This is a genomic window from Mycolicibacter sinensis, from assembly GCF_001673565.1.
GTDB lineage: Bacteria > Actinomycetota > Actinomycetes > Mycobacteriales > Mycobacteriaceae > Mycobacterium > Mycobacterium sinense_C.
In genome coordinates, this window is record NZ_LZMF01000102.1 from 1 (window position 1) to 14,186 (window position 14,186).

The 14,186-nt window shown below is 67.1% G+C and carries 20 protein-coding genes and 3 tRNA genes; 14 read left to right on the top strand and 9 right to left on the bottom strand.

What is annotated here, in order from left to right:
- Positions 1-233: 233 nt before the first annotated feature.
- Genes A5648_RS14900 through A5648_RS14915 form a run of 4 tightly spaced genes read right to left on the bottom strand, consistent with a single transcriptional unit; the run spans position 234 to position 2,711 of the window.
- Positions 234-851, bottom strand: coding sequence for an RES family NAD+ phosphorylase (locus A5648_RS14900; protein WP_109470800.1), 618 nt, complete (start codon positions 849-851; stop codon positions 234-236).
- Positions 844-1,359, bottom strand: coding sequence for a hypothetical protein (locus tag A5648_RS14905; RefSeq protein ID WP_065025296.1), 516 nt, complete (start codon positions 1,357-1,359; stop codon positions 844-846). Before A5648_RS14905 ends, A5648_RS14900 begins: the two co-directional genes overlap by 8 nt.
- 9 nt (positions 1,360-1,368) lie before the next feature.
- Positions 1,369-2,208, bottom strand: coding sequence for a cytochrome c biogenesis CcdA family protein (locus A5648_RS14910; RefSeq protein ID WP_065025297.1), 840 nt, complete (start codon positions 2,206-2,208; stop codon positions 1,369-1,371).
- On the bottom strand, positions 2,205-2,711 hold the full coding sequence (locus A5648_RS14915) for a redoxin family protein (RefSeq protein ID WP_065025298.1): 507 nt from the start codon (positions 2,709-2,711) through the stop codon (positions 2,205-2,207). Before A5648_RS14915 ends, A5648_RS14910 begins: the two co-directional genes overlap by 4 nt.
- Positions 2,712-2,756: 45 nt before the next feature.
- Between A5648_RS14915 and A5648_RS14920 the strand changes: the two genes are divergently transcribed.
- From A5648_RS14920 to A5648_RS14930, 3 genes are read left to right on the top strand one after another with little or no spacing between them, the layout of a single operon-like run.
- Positions 2,757-3,194, top strand: a complete 438-nt coding sequence (locus tag A5648_RS14920) for an SRPBCC family protein (RefSeq protein ID WP_065025299.1) — start codon at positions 2,757-2,759, stop codon at positions 3,192-3,194.
- An 11-nt stretch (positions 3,195-3,205) separates the two neighbouring features.
- On the top strand, positions 3,206-3,667 hold the full coding sequence (gene cynS, locus A5648_RS14925; RefSeq protein WP_065025300.1) for a cyanase: 462 nt from the start codon (positions 3,206-3,208) through the stop codon (positions 3,665-3,667).
- A 10-nt stretch (positions 3,668-3,677) separates the two neighbouring features.
- Complete coding sequence (locus A5648_RS14930) at positions 3,678-4,721, top strand: patatin-like phospholipase family protein (protein WP_065025301.1); 1,044 nt, start codon at positions 3,678-3,680, stop codon at positions 4,719-4,721.
- A 7-nt stretch (positions 4,722-4,728) separates the two neighbouring features.
- On the opposite strand, the gene A5648_RS14935 is transcribed toward A5648_RS14930, so the two are convergent.
- Together A5648_RS14935 and A5648_RS14940 are read right to left on the bottom strand one after the other, a co-directional pair.
- Positions 4,729-5,559 (bottom strand): hypothetical protein, encoded by an 831-nt coding sequence (locus A5648_RS14935; protein ID WP_065025302.1) that lies wholly within the window; start codon positions 5,557-5,559, stop codon positions 4,729-4,731.
- An 11-nt stretch (positions 5,560-5,570) separates the two neighbouring features.
- On the bottom strand, positions 5,571-6,287 hold the full coding sequence (locus A5648_RS14940) for an MBL fold metallo-hydrolase (RefSeq protein WP_065025339.1): 717 nt from the start codon (positions 6,285-6,287) through the stop codon (positions 5,571-5,573).
- A gap of 147 nt (positions 6,288-6,434) precedes the next feature.
- Between A5648_RS14940 and A5648_RS14945 the strand changes: the two genes are divergently transcribed.
- The 11 genes from A5648_RS14945 (at position 6,435) to rplA (ending at position 11,148) form a co-directional block, all read left to right on the top strand.
- Positions 6,435-6,507 (top strand) — tRNA-Thr (locus tag A5648_RS14945).
- Between the two features lie 38 nt (positions 6,508-6,545).
- A tRNA-Met gene (locus A5648_RS14950) sits at positions 6,546-6,619 on the top strand.
- Positions 6,620-6,662: 43 nt separating this feature from the next.
- Positions 6,663-6,830, top strand: coding sequence for a 50S ribosomal protein L33 (rpmG, locus tag A5648_RS14955; RefSeq protein WP_013827599.1), 168 nt, complete (start codon positions 6,663-6,665; stop codon positions 6,828-6,830).
- 12 nt (positions 6,831-6,842) lie between these two features.
- Positions 6,843-7,319, top strand: a complete 477-nt coding sequence (gene hadA / locus A5648_RS14960; protein ID WP_065025303.1) for a (3R)-hydroxyacyl-ACP dehydratase subunit HadA — start codon at positions 6,843-6,845, stop codon at positions 7,317-7,319.
- Positions 7,306-7,734 (top strand): (3R)-hydroxyacyl-ACP dehydratase subunit HadB, encoded by a 429-nt coding sequence (hadB, locus tag A5648_RS14965; protein ID WP_064855577.1) that lies wholly within the window; start codon positions 7,306-7,308, stop codon positions 7,732-7,734. The genes hadA and hadB overlap by 14 nt, the downstream gene beginning before the upstream one ends.
- A gap of 11 nt (positions 7,735-7,745) precedes the next feature.
- Entirely contained in the window at positions 7,746-8,246 is a 501-nt protein-coding gene (gene hadC, locus A5648_RS14970) for a (3R)-hydroxyacyl-ACP dehydratase subunit HadC (protein ID WP_065025304.1), read from the top strand.
- Positions 8,247-8,403: 157 nt separating this feature from the next.
- Positions 8,404-8,476: transfer RNA gene (locus A5648_RS14975), tRNA-Trp, on the top strand.
- Positions 8,477-8,563: 87 nt separating this feature from the next.
- Positions 8,564-9,007, top strand: coding sequence for a preprotein translocase subunit SecE (secE, locus tag A5648_RS14980; protein ID WP_065025305.1), 444 nt, complete (start codon positions 8,564-8,566; stop codon positions 9,005-9,007).
- Between the two features lie 23 nt (positions 9,008-9,030).
- Positions 9,031-9,834 (top strand): transcription termination/antitermination protein NusG, encoded by an 804-nt coding sequence (nusG, locus tag A5648_RS14985; protein ID WP_065025306.1) that lies wholly within the window; start codon positions 9,031-9,033, stop codon positions 9,832-9,834.
- A 26-nt stretch (positions 9,835-9,860) separates the two neighbouring features.
- Positions 9,861-10,289, top strand: coding sequence for a 50S ribosomal protein L11 (gene rplK, locus A5648_RS14990; protein ID WP_065025307.1), 429 nt, complete (start codon positions 9,861-9,863; stop codon positions 10,287-10,289).
- Positions 10,290-10,440: 151 nt separating this feature from the next.
- On the top strand, positions 10,441-11,148 hold the full coding sequence (rplA, locus tag A5648_RS14995) for a 50S ribosomal protein L1 (protein WP_065025308.1): 708 nt from the start codon (positions 10,441-10,443) through the stop codon (positions 11,146-11,148).
- Positions 11,149-11,227: 79 nt separating this feature from the next.
- On the opposite strand, the gene A5648_RS15000 is transcribed toward rplA, so the two are convergent.
- The 3 genes from A5648_RS15000 to A5648_RS15010 form a co-directional block, all read right to left on the bottom strand.
- Positions 11,228-12,115: a cyclopropane mycolic acid synthase family methyltransferase gene (locus A5648_RS15000; RefSeq protein WP_065025340.1), complete on the bottom strand. Its 888-nt coding sequence runs from the start codon at positions 12,113-12,115 to the stop codon at positions 11,228-11,230.
- Positions 12,116-12,244: 129 nt separating this feature from the next.
- Positions 12,245-13,108: a cyclopropane mycolic acid synthase family methyltransferase gene (locus A5648_RS15005; protein WP_065025309.1), complete on the bottom strand. Its 864-nt coding sequence runs from the start codon at positions 13,106-13,108 to the stop codon at positions 12,245-12,247.
- A gap of 140 nt (positions 13,109-13,248) precedes the next feature.
- Entirely contained in the window at positions 13,249-14,112 is an 864-nt protein-coding gene (locus A5648_RS15010; protein WP_065025310.1) for a cyclopropane mycolic acid synthase family methyltransferase, read from the bottom strand.
- Positions 14,113-14,186 lie beyond the last annotated feature (74 nt).

Here is a 14,186-nt window from a genome sequence, read left to right on the forward strand (position 1 = left end):
TTGAGCGCATCGTTTCCCACCTGCCCCATCCGTCACCGGGCCGGAGGATATGGGCGTGTGCCCGCCTTTGAGCGACAACGCCGATTACGTCAACCTGTGGCGGCGCCGGCACCGACGCCCGATTCCCACTGCGCGCCTGGGCGGCTGACATAACGTCGCCTGTCGCTCAAAGGCGGGCACACGCCCATATCCTCCGGCCCGGTGACGGATGGGGCAGGTGGGAAACGATGCGCTCAATATCCGATCGTAAACCCGTGCCGTAGCACCAGATCCGCTGTCACCTCGGGGCGCTGCGCCAGCGGCCACGCCGCCACCTCGAACGCTTCGACGGCGAAGAACGCGTAGTTGACCGAGGTCTCCGGCGTGGTGCGCGACCGGTAGACGATCGCGTCCGGGCATTCCTCGGGCTCGGGCCACCAGCGCCGCACCGCGTCGGCGAGTCGCTGGCAGGTGGCCCACACCGCGTCGTGCTGACCGGTGCTGATCTGATCGTCGACGCCCAGGGCGTCCAGGTTGCGTTCGGTGCGCAAGTCGAGCACCCGCAGATGCCGGGCGGCGGTCAGCCGCACCAGGTGGTGGCGGGCGTGGTCGGCCGGGATCATCAATCCGGTCAGCCGGTAGCGCTCCCGGAACGCACCGAGCAGTTCCGTTGCCCCATAGCGGGTGCGGAACGTTCCCGACGTGGGGTCGAAGCGGTAGCGCGGTTCGGCGAACCCGGTCCAGTCCCACCGGGAGGGGTGTTCGGCGTCCAGGCGCCACAGCTGCGTTCCGGCGGTGATCCGGCGGCGGCGCAGGCCGGTCGGCCGGGCGTCGGGCAGGGGAGCCCGGTAGCCGGCGGGAAGCTCAGGCACCGAGCGCGGTCAGCATCCGCCGGGCGTCCGCCGCGGTGGCGGGGTGGCGCAGTGCCTCGGCGATCGAGATACCGCCCAAGTCGTCATGGGTGAGCCGCATGATGCGGTCGGCGGCCAGCGGATCGGTGGTGAACCGGGCCAGCAACTCCAGGATCTCGGGCAGGTCGGCGCGCAGCCGCGCGTCGTCGAACTGCCAGGCCGGAAACCAGGTCTGGTTGCCCACGGCCGCGCCGATCAGCTTGCCGCGGCTGCGCAGCCGGTGCACCGCCTGCGGGGTGCCCAGCCGTAGCAGCGCCTGAACCTTCGGGGTGGGCAGCGCCCCGGCGACGAAGTCGTCGACGAGGGCGGCGCGACGCTGGTCGTTCAGCGCGTGGGCGGCGATACGCTCCAAGGTGCCCTGCGGCGCCGTCGGCGCCTCCAGTAGGGCGTCGAGCACCTGGGCGAACCCGGCATCGGTGCGGGCGCGTTCGGCGACCTGGCGGGCGATGGGTGCGACGGCGGTGGGCATGCGTCCATGCTACCCGCGAGTGCGCCTAATTGAAACAATCGAAACCGATACTAGTACCACGGCCGCTCCCAGCAGCGGCCAGACGCCCAGCGCGTCGATCCGATCGGCCAGCCAGGACTGCACCGCGCCGGCCGCGTGGATCACCGGATCGTCGGCGTCGGTCCCGGAGAAGTACAACCGGATCTCGTAGTAGCCGTAGTAGGTGACGTACAACCCGGTCAGCAGCACGATCACCCCGGCGATGCGGCCGACATATGGCAGCACCCGGCGCAGGGCCGAGGTCGCCGACGAACCGGCCAGCGCCACCGCCAGCGCCGCGACGCCGACGGTGATGCTCATGCCCGCGGCGTAGGCGACGAACGCCAGCACCCCGGCCAGCGTCGAGCCCTGCTGGAAGGTCGTGCTGATCACCGCGAGAAACGGTGCGATCGTGCACGACAACGAGGCGACCGCATAGCCCACGCCGTATCCGTACATCGACCCCAGCCGCGCCGTCGGGGTCCCGCCCGCCTTGGGCAGCAGCACCGAGATATCCCGGCCGGCCAGCAGCCAGCCGCCCATCGCCAGCAGCAGCACGCCGATGACCACGGTGGCGAACGGCAGATACTTCTGCGCCGAGGCGATCAACGGCGACACCGCCAGCCCGAAAATCCCGAACACCGTCAGGAATCCCGCCGACATCGTCACCGTCGCCGCACCGGCGCGGGCCAGCGCCACCGGACGCGAGGTGTCCCGGCTATCGGCGATCACCAAACCCAGATACCCCGGCAGAAACGCGAAGCCACACGGGTTCAGCGCCGCGACCAGCCCGGCGCCCAGAGCGAAACTCAGGGTGGCGGTGTCGATCACGCCGGCGTCAGCGCCCGCACCCGCGCACTCAGATCGGCTTCGGACAGCGAGCCCTTCACCACCTCGACTTCGCCGTCCGGGCTGACGAAGGCATAGGCGGGCTGACGGGTCACCCCGAACCGGGCCCACACCGCGGCGTCGGCGTCGTTGAGCTCGGTGAAGGAGTCCACGCCGTATTTGGCGACGAAGTCCTGCAGCGCGCTCAGCTCATCGCGGGCGCCCACCCCGACGAACGTCACCGCCGGATGCGCGGCGGCCACCCGCGCCACCACCGGCGCGTCCTTCTGGCAGGTGGGACACCACGGCGCCCAGAACCACAGCACCGCCGGCCGGCCATCCAGGCTCGAACCGGAGAACGCCCGGCCGTCCAGGGTTTGGGCGGTGAAGCCCAGCTCGGTGCCCTCGGCCGTGGTCCGCGAACCGCATCCCGCGGCCAGCAGGGCCGTCGCGGCCACGAATACGGCGATCAGCAGACGCAGTCCAGGGGCTTTGAGAGCGGGCATGCCGCCGAGTATGCCAGCGGTGCCGGCCGGGCTAAGGTCGCTGACATGGCCCGCGGACGCCTGGAGCACACCGCCGACGTCGGGGCGTCGCCGGAGATTGTGACGGCGTTTCTGGCCGACCTGACCAACTATGAAGCGCTGCACCCGATGCTGGTGGACGTGCGCCGTATCCCCGGCGGCACCGACGGCGCCACCCGCTACCTGGCCCCGCACCGCATGCGCCTGTACGGCATCCCGATCCGCTTCACCTGCCGGGTGGACCTGCGCACCGACGGCCCCGGCGAGATCCGCAGCCACACCTTGCAGCGGCCCGGCATCGAAATGTGGTCGACGGTGACGGTGCGCCCGCACGGCGACGGCAGCCGGCTGCACGAACAGGTCGACATCAGCGCACCCCGGCTGTTGATGAACACCGTGCTGCGCGACGGCGGCAGCTCGCATGCCGCCATGTGGGAGAACCTGCGTCGCTATTTCGCAGGCTGACCGACACGGGCATGCTGGAAGCCATGAACCGAAGCGAGATCACCGAGCAGATCGTCGCCGCCCGGCTGGCCAAGGGCCTGAGCTGGCAGGAACTGGCCGACGCGATCAAGAAACCGGTCGTCTGGACCACGTCGGCGCTGCTGGGCCAGCAGCCCATCCCGGCCGAGCAGGGCGAGATCCTGGCCGATCTGCTCGGCTTGGATCGTTCGGTGGTACCGATACTGGCCGCGGTGCCGGTGCGCGGCGGGCTCACCACGCCGCCCACCGACCCGACCATCTACCGGCTCTACGAGGCGGTGGGCGTCTACGGCCCCGCGATCAAGGAACTGATCCACGAGCAGTTCGGGGACGGCATCATGAGCGCGATCAATTTCAGCGTGGACATCGACAAGAAACCGCACCCGGGCGGTGATCGCGTTGTGATCACCCTCGACGGCAAATTCCTGCCCTACGAGTGGAACTCCGCGAACTGAGTGCCGACCGATGGCCACTCGTCGATCGCAGAAGAACGCGCCGCTGACCGCAGACCTGGTGCTGTCCGGCGGGGGAGTGCGGTTCATCGGGCTGGTCGGAGCGGTGGTGGCGCTGATGGACGCCGGCTACTCGGTGCAGCGCATCTCCGGGGTGTCCGGCGGCTCGGTGGTGGGCACCATCCTGGCCGCGGCGGCCCAGGGCGATCAGCTGACCGCGGCACAGGTCAAGGAACTGGCGCTGTCGGTGCCGCTGTCCACCTGGCGCGACACCGAGGTACCGGTCCCGCTGCTGGGCGCGGCGTTCGGATTCCTGCGCGACAGCGGCCTGTACCGCGGCGACGTCGCCCATGACTGGATTCGCGGAGAGCTGGCCAACCTGGGGGTGCGCACCTGGGGCGATCTGACCTACGACGACGACAACCTGCTGACCGAGCGCCGCTACCGGGCGGTGGTCAGCGTGACCGACGTGACGACCGGGCAGCTGGTCCGGCTGCCGTGGGACTACCGGCGGGTCTACGGCCTGGACCCCGACGAACAATCGGTGGCCGACGCGGTGCGCGCCTCGATGTCGGTGCCGTTCTTCTACCGCCCGGTGACGCTGACCAGCGCCGACGGCCGGCAATCCACCCTGGTCGACGGCGGGGTGCTGTCGAACTTCCCGATCTACACGTTCGACCGGCTCGACGGCCGCGCACCGCTGTGGCCCACCTTCGGGGTGACGGTGGTGCCGGAGCTGTCCGGCGGCGATATCGGCGACATGGTTCCGGGCCTGCGGCCGCTGCGCATGTTCGGCCAGTCGCGGCTGCTGGAGAACCTGATCAGCACCCTGCTAGTCGGCCACGACCAGACCTATCTGAACCAGCCGTGGGTCAGCGTGCGCGCCATCAAGATCAGCCCGACCGACGTGGGGGTGCTGGACTTCGGGATCTCCCGCTCGCGCCTCGAAGAGCTCTACCAAAACGGCTACGTCGCGACGCAGAAGTTCCTGGCGGGCTGGGATTGGCCGGCCTACCTGGAGCGGTTCCGGGTGGCGCACTACCCCGGCGCCGAGTGACGCAAGCTCAGTGCCGGTGCTTGCCCAACTCGGCGCTGGCGTCGCCGAGCCGCACGGTGATGTCGGTGTTGCCGGCGCCCTCGAGCTGCTCGCGGCCGCGCAGCCGGTCCTGGATCTCGCGGGCCGCCCCGTTGATCCGCTCGATCTCGCCGCGGAACACGTCCGGGCGGGTCTCCTTGCTGGCGTAGTGGAAGTAGCTGAGCAGGCTGCGCAGCAGCTCCAGCTTCTGCTTCTCCCGCTTGGCCAGGTCGTGCGTCGTCATCAACTCGACGCGCCGCACCGGCGGCAGGTCGCCCCAGTCCAGCGTCACCTTGTTCTCGTAGGGGGTCCGCTTACCGCGCCCGAACCACCCCTTGGGCTCGTCGGGGGTGTCGTAGTAGCTGACCGTCCCGGTGAACCGCGACTCGATGCCCTCACCGAGCTCGGCCCGGTCGATCGCCGAGTCCCACACCGTGCGCCACTCCTGGTTCGGCGCCAGCACCGTCAGCTCCTCGGGCAGCTGCAAGGCGACCACGTCGGCGTAGCCGTCCGAAGCCGTCTCGTAGCGGGCCACGGTCGGCGGCTGGGCGAACGAGAACCGGATGTCGTAGGCGGCGGTCTTGCCGAAGTTGCGGACCACCAGCTCGATGACGTGCCAGTCCGCGGCGTGCGGCTCCATGTACATCGCCACGTGCGGGCGGGTCTGTTCGGCGGCCGCGCGGCGGTTGCGCTGCAGTTGCCGGTTCAGATAGAGCAGCGCCAGCACGGTGATCCCGATCGCCAGCCACGCCGCGAATGCCAGCCACGTCTCCGGCCCCGCGTGGGCGATGTCGTACCAGCGGTCCTCGACTGATCCCATCGGCTATCCCCTCATCCGCCCATCAGCATGCGCCACCGGTCCAGGCTTCCGGCGCTGAATACATAGTTGGATCGCTTGACCTCGGAGAGCGCAGCGCTCGGATCGGCCGAATACCAGTGCCCGGGAAACACCGTCGGGTCACCTGGCAGGGCGGCCAGCTGCTGCAGGCTGCGGTACATCTCGTCGGAGTCGCCACCGGGGAAGTCGGTGCGGCCGCAGCCCTCCAGGAACAACGTGTCGCCGGCGACGAGGCGGCCGTCGAGCAGGAAGCACTGACTGCCCGGGGTGTGCCCGGGGGTGTGCAGCAGCTCGATCTCGATGTCGCCGATGCTGACCTTGTCGCCATGCTCATGGGCGGTCAGGTCCGTCATCGGAATTCCGGTGATCCGCGAAACCCACTGTGCCTCATGGGTGTTCACGTGAACCGGGACGCTGGTCCGCTCCAGCAGCTCGGCGAGGCCCTTGAGCTCGAATCCCATCATCGACCCGCCCACGTGATCGGGGTGGTGATGGGTCACCAGTACGCCGGACAGCCGCATGCCGTCGGCCTCGATGGAGTCGAGCAGGTCACCGGCGGCGTAGGCCGGGTCGACCACCACGGCGTCGCCGGTCTGCCGGTCGCCGATCAGGTACGCGAAATTGCGCATCTGGGTGGCCATCGGGTCCCCGACCGCGAAATCGCGTCCGGAGAGCAGTTGGCGGAAATACAGCCGGTCGGATTCGGGCACGCCCTCCACCCTAAAGCAGCCGGTACCGCAAACCCGGCGAAGCCGGGCGCGGCAGGTCGTCGCCGTCGGCACCGCGGTTTGGTGACCTCGTGGCCGAGGTTGTAACCTTCTACAGGCTCACGGCGCCGGATGGCCGCCGTGGGTCAGGCCCCCTTAGCTCAGTCGGCAGAGCGTTTCCATGGTAAGGAAAAGGTCAACGGTTCGATTCCGTTAGGGGGCTCGGTGGACGCCGGGCCTGCTGGCAGGTGTATTACCCGCGGCGATGTAGCTCAGTTGGTTAGAGCGAACGACTCATAATCGTTAGGTCGCCGGTTCAAGTCCGGCCATCGCTACTACGAGAACCAGCGCAACAACAGATGAAAGAGGGCAGCTGACGTGGCCTCCAGCACCGATGTGCGGCCGAAGATCACCTTGGCCTGTGAGGTGTGCAAGCACCGCAACTACATCACCAAGAAGAATCGCCGCAACGACCCCGACAGGCTGGAGCTGAAGAAGTTCTGCCCCAACTGCGGCAAGCACCAGTCTCACCGCGAATCCCGCTAGGTCGCGCGAACCGTGTCGTTGGCCGAGCGCCTCGCCGGGGCGCATTACCGCTATCCCGACCACTATGACGTGGAGCGGGAGAAGATCCGCGAATACGCTCGCGCGGTCAAGGCCGTGGACCCGGCCAGTTTCGACCTGCGGGCGGCCGCCGGCCTCGGCTACGACGGTCTGCTGGCCCCGCTGACCTACATCTCGGTGTTCGGGCACAAGGCGATTTCGTCGTTCTTCGAGCACGCCGGTGTCACCGTCGATGACGCCCAGATCGTCCAGGTCGACCAGAAGCTGGAGTTTCACCAGCCGATCAAGGATGGCGACCGGCTGTACTGCGACGTCTCGGTGGAATCGGTTCGCCGCGCACACGGCACCGACATCATCGTGACCCGGCAGGTGGTCACCAATGATGCCGGCGAGACCGTGCAGGAGACGTATACGACGTTGGCGGGTCGCGCCGGCGAGGGAGAAAAGGGTTTCACCGATGGCGTTGCGTGAGTTCAGTTCGGTCAAGGTCGGCGATCAGCTGCCGGAGCGGGTCATCCCGCTGTCTAGGCAGGATCTGGTCAACTATGCCGGCGTGTCCGGCGACCTGAACCCGATCCACTGGGACGACGAGATCGCCCAACAGGTGGGCCTGGACACCGCGATCGCCCACGGCATGCTGACCATGGGGCTCGGCGGCGGCTACGTCACCGCGTGGGTGGGTGACCCGGGAGCGGTGACCGAGTACAACGTCCGTTTCACCGCCGTGGTGCCGGTGCCCAACGACGGCAAGGGCGCCGAGATCGTCTTCAGCGGCCGGGTGAAGTCTGTGGACCCCGAATCCAAGTCGGTGACGATCGCGCTCACCGCCACCACCGACGGAAAGAAGATTTTCGGACGGGCGGTCGCCTCGGCGAAGCTCGCCTAGGGGATTCCACGATGGCGATCAAAACCGATATCCGGGGCCTGATCTGGCGCTACCCGGAGCCGTTCGTGGTGGGCCGCGAGAAGATCCGCGAGTTCGCCCGGGCCATCAAGGCCGAGGACCCCGCCTGCTATGACGAGGCGGCGGCGGCCGAACTGGGCTACGACTCGGTGCTGGCCCCGCTGACCTTCGTGGCGATCCTGGCCAAGCTGGTGCAGTCCGACTTCTTCCGCAACGTCGACACCGGCTACACCACCATGCAGATGGTCCAGGTCGACCAGGGGTTCACCTACCGCAAACCGATCAAGGCCGGCGACGTCCTCTACGCGCGGATGGAGATCGCATCGGTCAACGAGCGGTTCGGCGCCGACATCGTGACGACCCGCAACATCTTGACCGATCAGGACGGCGACGTCGTGCTGGAGGCGTTCACCACGATGATGGGCCACGACGGCGACGATTCGGTGAGCCTGAAGTGGGACGCCGAATCCGGTCAGGTCGTCCGAACAGCCTGATTAGTAACTGGCCCGGGCGGCGAGGTACACTCGGACCTCGGGGTTTTCCCAGCACTAGCGCGCTTTCCGTGAGGCGAACGGGGAGCGCGCGAATTGTGTGGGCCGGAGACGGTGCACAGGTGAGATCCCGGAACGCAGGTTGGTCTGCCAACCGCGAAGGGGCGTAGCTCAACTGGCAGAGCAGCGGTCTCCAAAACCGCAGGTTGCAGGTTCAAGTCCTGTCGCCCCTGCTGACGTGCCATGGTGGACAGTGGACACTGGAACTCACCTAGGTGCGGTACGGCAATACGTAAGCGAGAAGAACGAAGGAGCATGCGGTGACCGACGAGCTCGACCGTCCCGACGCCGCAGCCGACGGCGACAGCGAGGCCGACTCTCCTCTCCGCCCCGGTCGCACGGCCGTGGCGAGCAGGCAGGTCGGCGATCCGCTGCGGCCCACCGGCAAGCGCTCCCGGCGGCGCGGCGCGGCCGATGGCGTCGACGAGCTGGAGTCCACCGCGACCGAGCTGGGTGGGGACGAGGTCAAGAAGGCCAAGAAGGTCAAGAAGAAGTCGGACGGGCCGTCGCGCAATCCGTTCCTCTTCGTCTTCAACTACCTCAAGCAGGTCGTCGGCGAACTTCGCAAGGTGATCTGGCCGAACCGCAAGCAGATGGTCACCTACACCGCGGTGGTGCTGGCGTTCCTGGTCTTCATGGTGGCTCTGGTCGCCGGTGCGGACTACGGATTCGCCCGGCTGGTGCTGCTGGTGTTCGGCGAGTGAAGTTATAGGAAGGACTGACAACCGTGACTACCTTCGACGGCGATACGCCTGCGGGCGAGCCGGTCGACGTGGCGGAGACCACCGAGGTGCCTGCCGAGGCCCCGGCCGAAGAGACGGCTGAGGCTGTCGAGGCCCCCGAGGCCCCCGAGAGCCCCGAGGCCCCGGAAGCCGCCGAGGCGGCCGACGCTGAGCCCGCGGAGGAGCTCGACCCCGCGGTGGCGCTCAAGGCCGAGCTGCGCACCAAGCCGGGCGATTGGTACGTCATCCACTCCTACGCCGGCTACGAGAACAAGGTGAAGGCCAACCTCGAGACCCGCGTGCAGAACCTGGACGTCGGCGACTACATCTTCCAGGTGGAAGTGCCCACCGAAGAGGTCACCGAGATCAAGAACGGCCAGCGCAAGCAGGTCAACCGCAAGGTGCTGCCGGGCTACATCCTGGTGCGGATGGACCTGACCGACGACTCCTGGTCCGCGGTGCGCAACACCCCGGGCGTCACCGGGTTCGTCGGCGCCACCTCCCGGCCGACCTCGCTGCCGCTCGACGACGTGGTCAAGTTCCTGCTGCCGCAGGGCGCGGCCAAGAAGCAGGCGCGCGGTGCGGCCAGCACTGCGGCGGCGGCCCACGAGGGCGGTCTGGAACGGCCGGTCATCGAGGTCGACTACGAGGTCGGCGAGTCGGTCACCGTCATGGATGGGCCGTTCGCCACGCTGCCCGCCTCGATCAGCGAGGTCAACGCCGAACAACAGAAGCTCAAGGTGCTGGTGTCCATCTTCGGCCGCGAGACGCCTGTGGAGCTGACCTTTAACCAGGTCTCCAAGATCTAGTACGTAGGAAAGGAACACCCCAACTCATGGCCCCGAAGAAGAAGGTCGCCGGGCTGATCAAGCTTCAGATCGAAGCCGGTCAGGCCAACCCCGCGCCGCCGGTCGGACCCGCGCTCGGTCAGCACGGCGTCAACATCATGGAGTTCTGCAAGGCGTACAACGCCGCGACGGAGAGCCAGCGCGGCAACGTCATCCCCGTGGAGATCACCGTCTACGAGGACCGCAGCTTCACCTTCGCGCTCAAGACCCCGCCCGCGGCGCGGCTGCTGCTCAAGGCCGCCGGCATCGCCAAGGGTTCGGCCGAGCCGCACAAGACCAAGGTTGCCAAGGTGAGCTGGGACCAGGTCCGCGAGATCGCCGAGACCAAGAAGGCCGACCTCAACGCGAACGACATCGAGGCCGGAGCCAAGATCATCGCCGGCACCGCCCGGTCGATGGGCATCACCGTCGAATGATCTTCGTCGAATAGACCTGAGCACGACGAAGCGGGCCGAGGAACGAGGCCCAGCGTAGGAATGCGAAGGGCTTATTCGACGAGAAATAGTCGAGTGGGAGGGCCAGCTTCGGCCCGTCAACCACAACCAACCACCTGAGATTGGATAACCGATGAGCAAGAACAGCAAGGCATTCCGCGCCGCCGCCGAGAAGGTGGACCGCGACAACTTCTACACCCCGCTGCAGGCCGCCAAGCTGGCCAAGGAGACGTCCTCGACCAAGCAGGACGCCACCGTCGAGGTGGCCATCCGGCTCGGCGTCGACCCGCGCAAGGCCGACCAGATGGTCCGCGGCACCGTGAACCTGCCGCACGGCACCGGTAAGACCGCCCGGGTCGCGGTGTTCGCGGTCGGCGAGAAGGCCGACGCCGCCATCGCCGCCGGCGCCGACGTGGTCGGCAGCGACGACCTGATCGAGAAGATCCAGGGCGGGTTCCTCGACTTCGACGCCGCGATCGCCACCCCCGACCAGATGGCCAAGGTGGGCCGCATCGCCCGCGTGCTGGGCCCGCGCGGCCTGATGCCCAACCCCAAGACCGGCACCGTGACCCCCGACGTCGCCAAGGCCGTCTCGGACATCAAGGGCGGCAAGATCAACTTCCGGGTGGACAAGCAGGCCAACCTGCACTTCGTTATCGGCAAGGCCTCCTTCGAGGAGACCAAGCTGGCGGAGAACTACGGTGCCGCGCTCGACGAGGTGCTGCGGCTCAAGCCGTCGTCGTCCAAGGGGCGCTACCTGAAGAAGGTCACCATCTCCACGACGACGGGCCCCGGCATCCCGGTGGACCCGACCGTCACCCGCAACTTCGCGGCCGAGTAACCCTCGCTGCAACCTCGCGAGCAGACGCGAAAGCCCCCAATTCCTTACGGAATTGGGGGCTTTCGCGTCTGCTCGGCGGTTAAGCGCTCTTGGCGTAGCTGACCAGGCTGACGTCCAGGGCCTCGTCGGTGAAGTAGTACTCGCAGCCGCGCAGGTACTTCATGTAGCGCTGGTAGACCTCTTCGGACTGGATCGCGACGGCCTCGTCGTGGCGGGCTTCCAGCGCGTCGCCCCAGATCTTGAGCGTCTTGATGTAGTGCGAGCGCAGCGAAATCGCTTCGGGCACCGTGAAACCGGCCTTCTCGCCGTGCGCCACCATCATGTCGGTGGTGGGCAGCCGACCGCCCGGGAAGATCTCGGTGAGGATGAACTTGATGAACCGCGCCGTCTCGAACGTCAGCTTCTTGCCGCGGGCGTTCAAGTCATAGGGGTGGAAGCTGACGCTGCTCTGGATGGCCATCCGGCCGTCGGCCGGCATGATGTCGTAACAGGTCTTGAAAAAGTCGTCGTAGTTCTCAAAGCCGAAGTGCTCGAACGCCTCGATGGAGACGATCCGGTCCACCGGCTCGTCGAACTCTTCCCAGCCCTTCAGCAGCACCCGGCGGGACCGTTCGGTGTCGATCTCGTCGAGCAGGCTCTGCGAGTAGGCGTGCTGGTTCGTCGAGAGGGTCAGGCCGATCACGTTGACGTCGTACTTCTCGACGGCGCGCTTCATGGTCGCGCCCCAGCCGCAGCCGATGTCGAGCAGCGTCATTCCGGGCCGCAGGTCCAGCTTGTCCAGGTTCAAGTCGAGCTTGGCGATCTGCGCCTGCTCCAGGTTCAGGTCCGGCGGGTCGAAGTACGCGCAACTGTAGGTGCGGCTCGGGTCCTGGAACAGGGCGAAGAAGTCATCGGACAGGTCGTAGTGAGCCCGGATGTTTTCGAACTTCGGACGCATTCCCGCGGTGCGTGTCGATTTCTCCGCCATCTTTGACTGGTTGCCTTCCTGATGTAACCCGCCGTGACCGGACGCGGTGTGTGGTGTGTCGCCCAAGCCGGTCAACCGTTGAATCATAGCGGGCGCATAGTGCCCGGGTCGGCATCGGTGGCCGGATGTCTACTTGGCGAGGGTGAATTGGTTGACGTCAATGTAGCCAAGCCGGAACCGCTCCGCGCAGCCGGTCAGATACCTCATGTAGCGCTGGTAGACCTCGTCGGACTGGACGGCGATCGCCTCGTCGTGGTGGGCCTGCAGAGCCTGCGCCCACAGGTCCAGGGTCCTGGCGTAGTGCAGCTGCAGCGACTGGGTCCGTTCCACGGCGAAACCGGCTCGTTCGGAGTGCTCGTGCACCATCTCGATCGACGGCAGCCGGCCGCCCGGGAAGATCTCGCTCATGATGAACTTGCTGAACCGGGCGGCCTCCATGGTCAGCGGCAGGCCGCGCTCGGCGAACTGGTTGCCCGACAGCGTGGTGATGGTGTGCAGCAGCATCCGGCCGTCGGCCGGCAGTAGCCGGTGGGCCATCGCGAAGAAGGAGTCGTAGCGCTCGAAGCCGAAGTGTTCGAACGCGCCGATCGAGACGATCCGGTCCACCGGTTCGTCGAACTGCTCCCAGCCGGCCAGCACCACCCGCCGGTCGCGCGGGCTGTCCAGCGCATCGAAGCTGCGCTGCACGTGAGCGGCTTGATTGCGGCTCAAGGTCAGCCCGATCACGTTGACGTCGTATCGCTCGATGGCGCGACGCAGGGTGGCACCCCAGCCGCAACCGACGTCGAGCAACGTCATGCCGGGCTGCAGTCCCAGCTTGCCCAGCGACAGGTCGATCTTGGCGAGCTGGGCCTGCTCCAGGGTCATGTCGTCACGTTCGAAGTAGGCGCAGCTGTAGGTTCTGGTCGGGTCCAGGAACAGTTCGAAGAATTCATCCGACAGGTCGTAGTGCGCCTGTACCTCCGCGAAATGCGGATTCAGCTTTGAAGACATGACAAGGACTCCCCCCGATGGCGGTGTGCTCCCCCCGAGCACGAAAAGCCGCCTCCGGAATCCTACGCGCACTCTGCGCGGCCACCCGCCACCGAGCGCGGCGGCGGAGGTGTTCTCGCCGGTGAACCGGCTGCTCAGCGCTACTTTTGCAGCGTGTACTGGTGGACGGTGTTGTAGCCGTCGCGGAACAGCTTGACGCAGCCGTTGAGGTATTTGTCGAAGCGGTCGTAGGCCACCTGGCCCTGCACCTCGATCGCCCGCTCCTTGTTGGCGGCCAGCATCGCGGCCCAGTCCTCGAGGGTGCGCGCGTAGTGCGGCCCGATCTCGTCGTCGCGGGTGCAGGTGAAGCCGGCCTCGGCGGCGTACTTGCGGGGCAACCACGCCGACGGAAGCTGCCCGCCGGGGAAGATCTCCTTCATGATGAACAGGGTGAACTTGGCCAGATCCATCGTCAGCGGCAGGCCTCTGGCCAGCGCGTCCTCCGACCCGGCGATCGCGGTGATGGTGTGCAGCAGCATCCGACCGTCTTCGGGCAATGCGTCATAGGTGATGCGGAAGAAGTCCGCCCAGCGGTCGCGGCCGAAGTGCTCGAACGCGCCGATCGACACGATCCGGTCCACCTTGTCGGTGAACTCCTCCCAGCCCTGCAGCCGCACCTCGACGCTGCGGTTGGTGTCCACCTTGGACAGCTTGTCGATCGCGTACTCGCGCTGCTCACCGCTGAGGGTGAGCCCGATGACGTTGACGTCGTACTTCTCGATCGCGCGCTGCATGCAGGCCCCCCAGCCGCATCCAATGTCCAGCAGCGTCATGCCCGGCTCCAGGCCCAGCTTGCCCAGCGCCAGGTCGAACTTGGCGATCTGCGCCTCGTCGCAGGTGGTGTCCTTATCGGGGTAGAACCCGCAGGTGTAGCCCATGGTGGGGCCGAGGAACAGCTCGTAGAACTCATTCGAGATGTCGTAGATAGACTGCAGTTCCTCGTACTTCGGCTCCAATGTGGGCATAGCTCGGTTTACTCGCGATCTTGTGGGGGAATAGGTAGAGGCTCGCTCATCCTACCGTTTACCGTAAGTCTGCT

Bases quoted from the DNA above. Each gene is read 5' to 3' on its own strand.
- A5648_RS14905 (WP_065025296.1), bottom strand. From the start codon at position 1,359: ATGCCCACCGCCGTCGCACCCATCGCCCGCCAGGTCGCCGAACGCGCC.
- A5648_RS14915 (WP_065025298.1), bottom strand. From the start codon at position 2,711: ATGCCCGCTCTCAAAGCCCCTGGACTGCGTCTGCTGATCGCCGTATTC.
- A5648_RS14920 (WP_065025299.1), top strand. From the start codon at position 2,757: ATGGCCCGCGGACGCCTGGAGCACACCGCCGACGTCGGGGCGTCGCCG.
- cynS (WP_065025300.1), top strand. From the start codon at position 3,206: ATGCTGGAAGCCATGAACCGAAGCGAGATCACCGAGCAGATCGTCGCC.
- A5648_RS14930 (WP_065025301.1), top strand. From the start codon at position 3,678: ATGGCCACTCGTCGATCGCAGAAGAACGCGCCGCTGACCGCAGACCTG.
- A5648_RS14935 (WP_065025302.1), bottom strand. From the start codon at position 5,559: ATGGGATCAGTCGAGGACCGCTGGTACGACATCGCCCACGCGGGGCCG.
- hadB (WP_064855577.1), top strand. From the start codon at position 7,306: ATGGCGTTGCGTGAGTTCAGTTCGGTCAAGGTCGGCGATCAGCTGCCG.
- hadC (WP_065025304.1), top strand. From the start codon at position 7,746: ATGGCGATCAAAACCGATATCCGGGGCCTGATCTGGCGCTACCCGGAG.
- rplK (WP_065025307.1), top strand. From the start codon at position 9,861: ATGGCCCCGAAGAAGAAGGTCGCCGGGCTGATCAAGCTTCAGATCGAA.
- rplA (WP_065025308.1), top strand. From the start codon at position 10,441: ATGAGCAAGAACAGCAAGGCATTCCGCGCCGCCGCCGAGAAGGTGGAC.
- A5648_RS15000 (WP_065025340.1), bottom strand. From the start codon at position 12,115: ATGGCGGAGAAATCGACACGCACCGCGGGAATGCGTCCGAAGTTCGAA.
- A5648_RS15005 (WP_065025309.1), bottom strand. From the start codon at position 13,108: ATGTCTTCAAAGCTGAATCCGCATTTCGCGGAGGTACAGGCGCACTAC.
- A5648_RS15010 (WP_065025310.1), bottom strand. From the start codon at position 14,112: ATGCCCACATTGGAGCCGAAGTACGAGGAACTGCAGTCTATCTACGAC.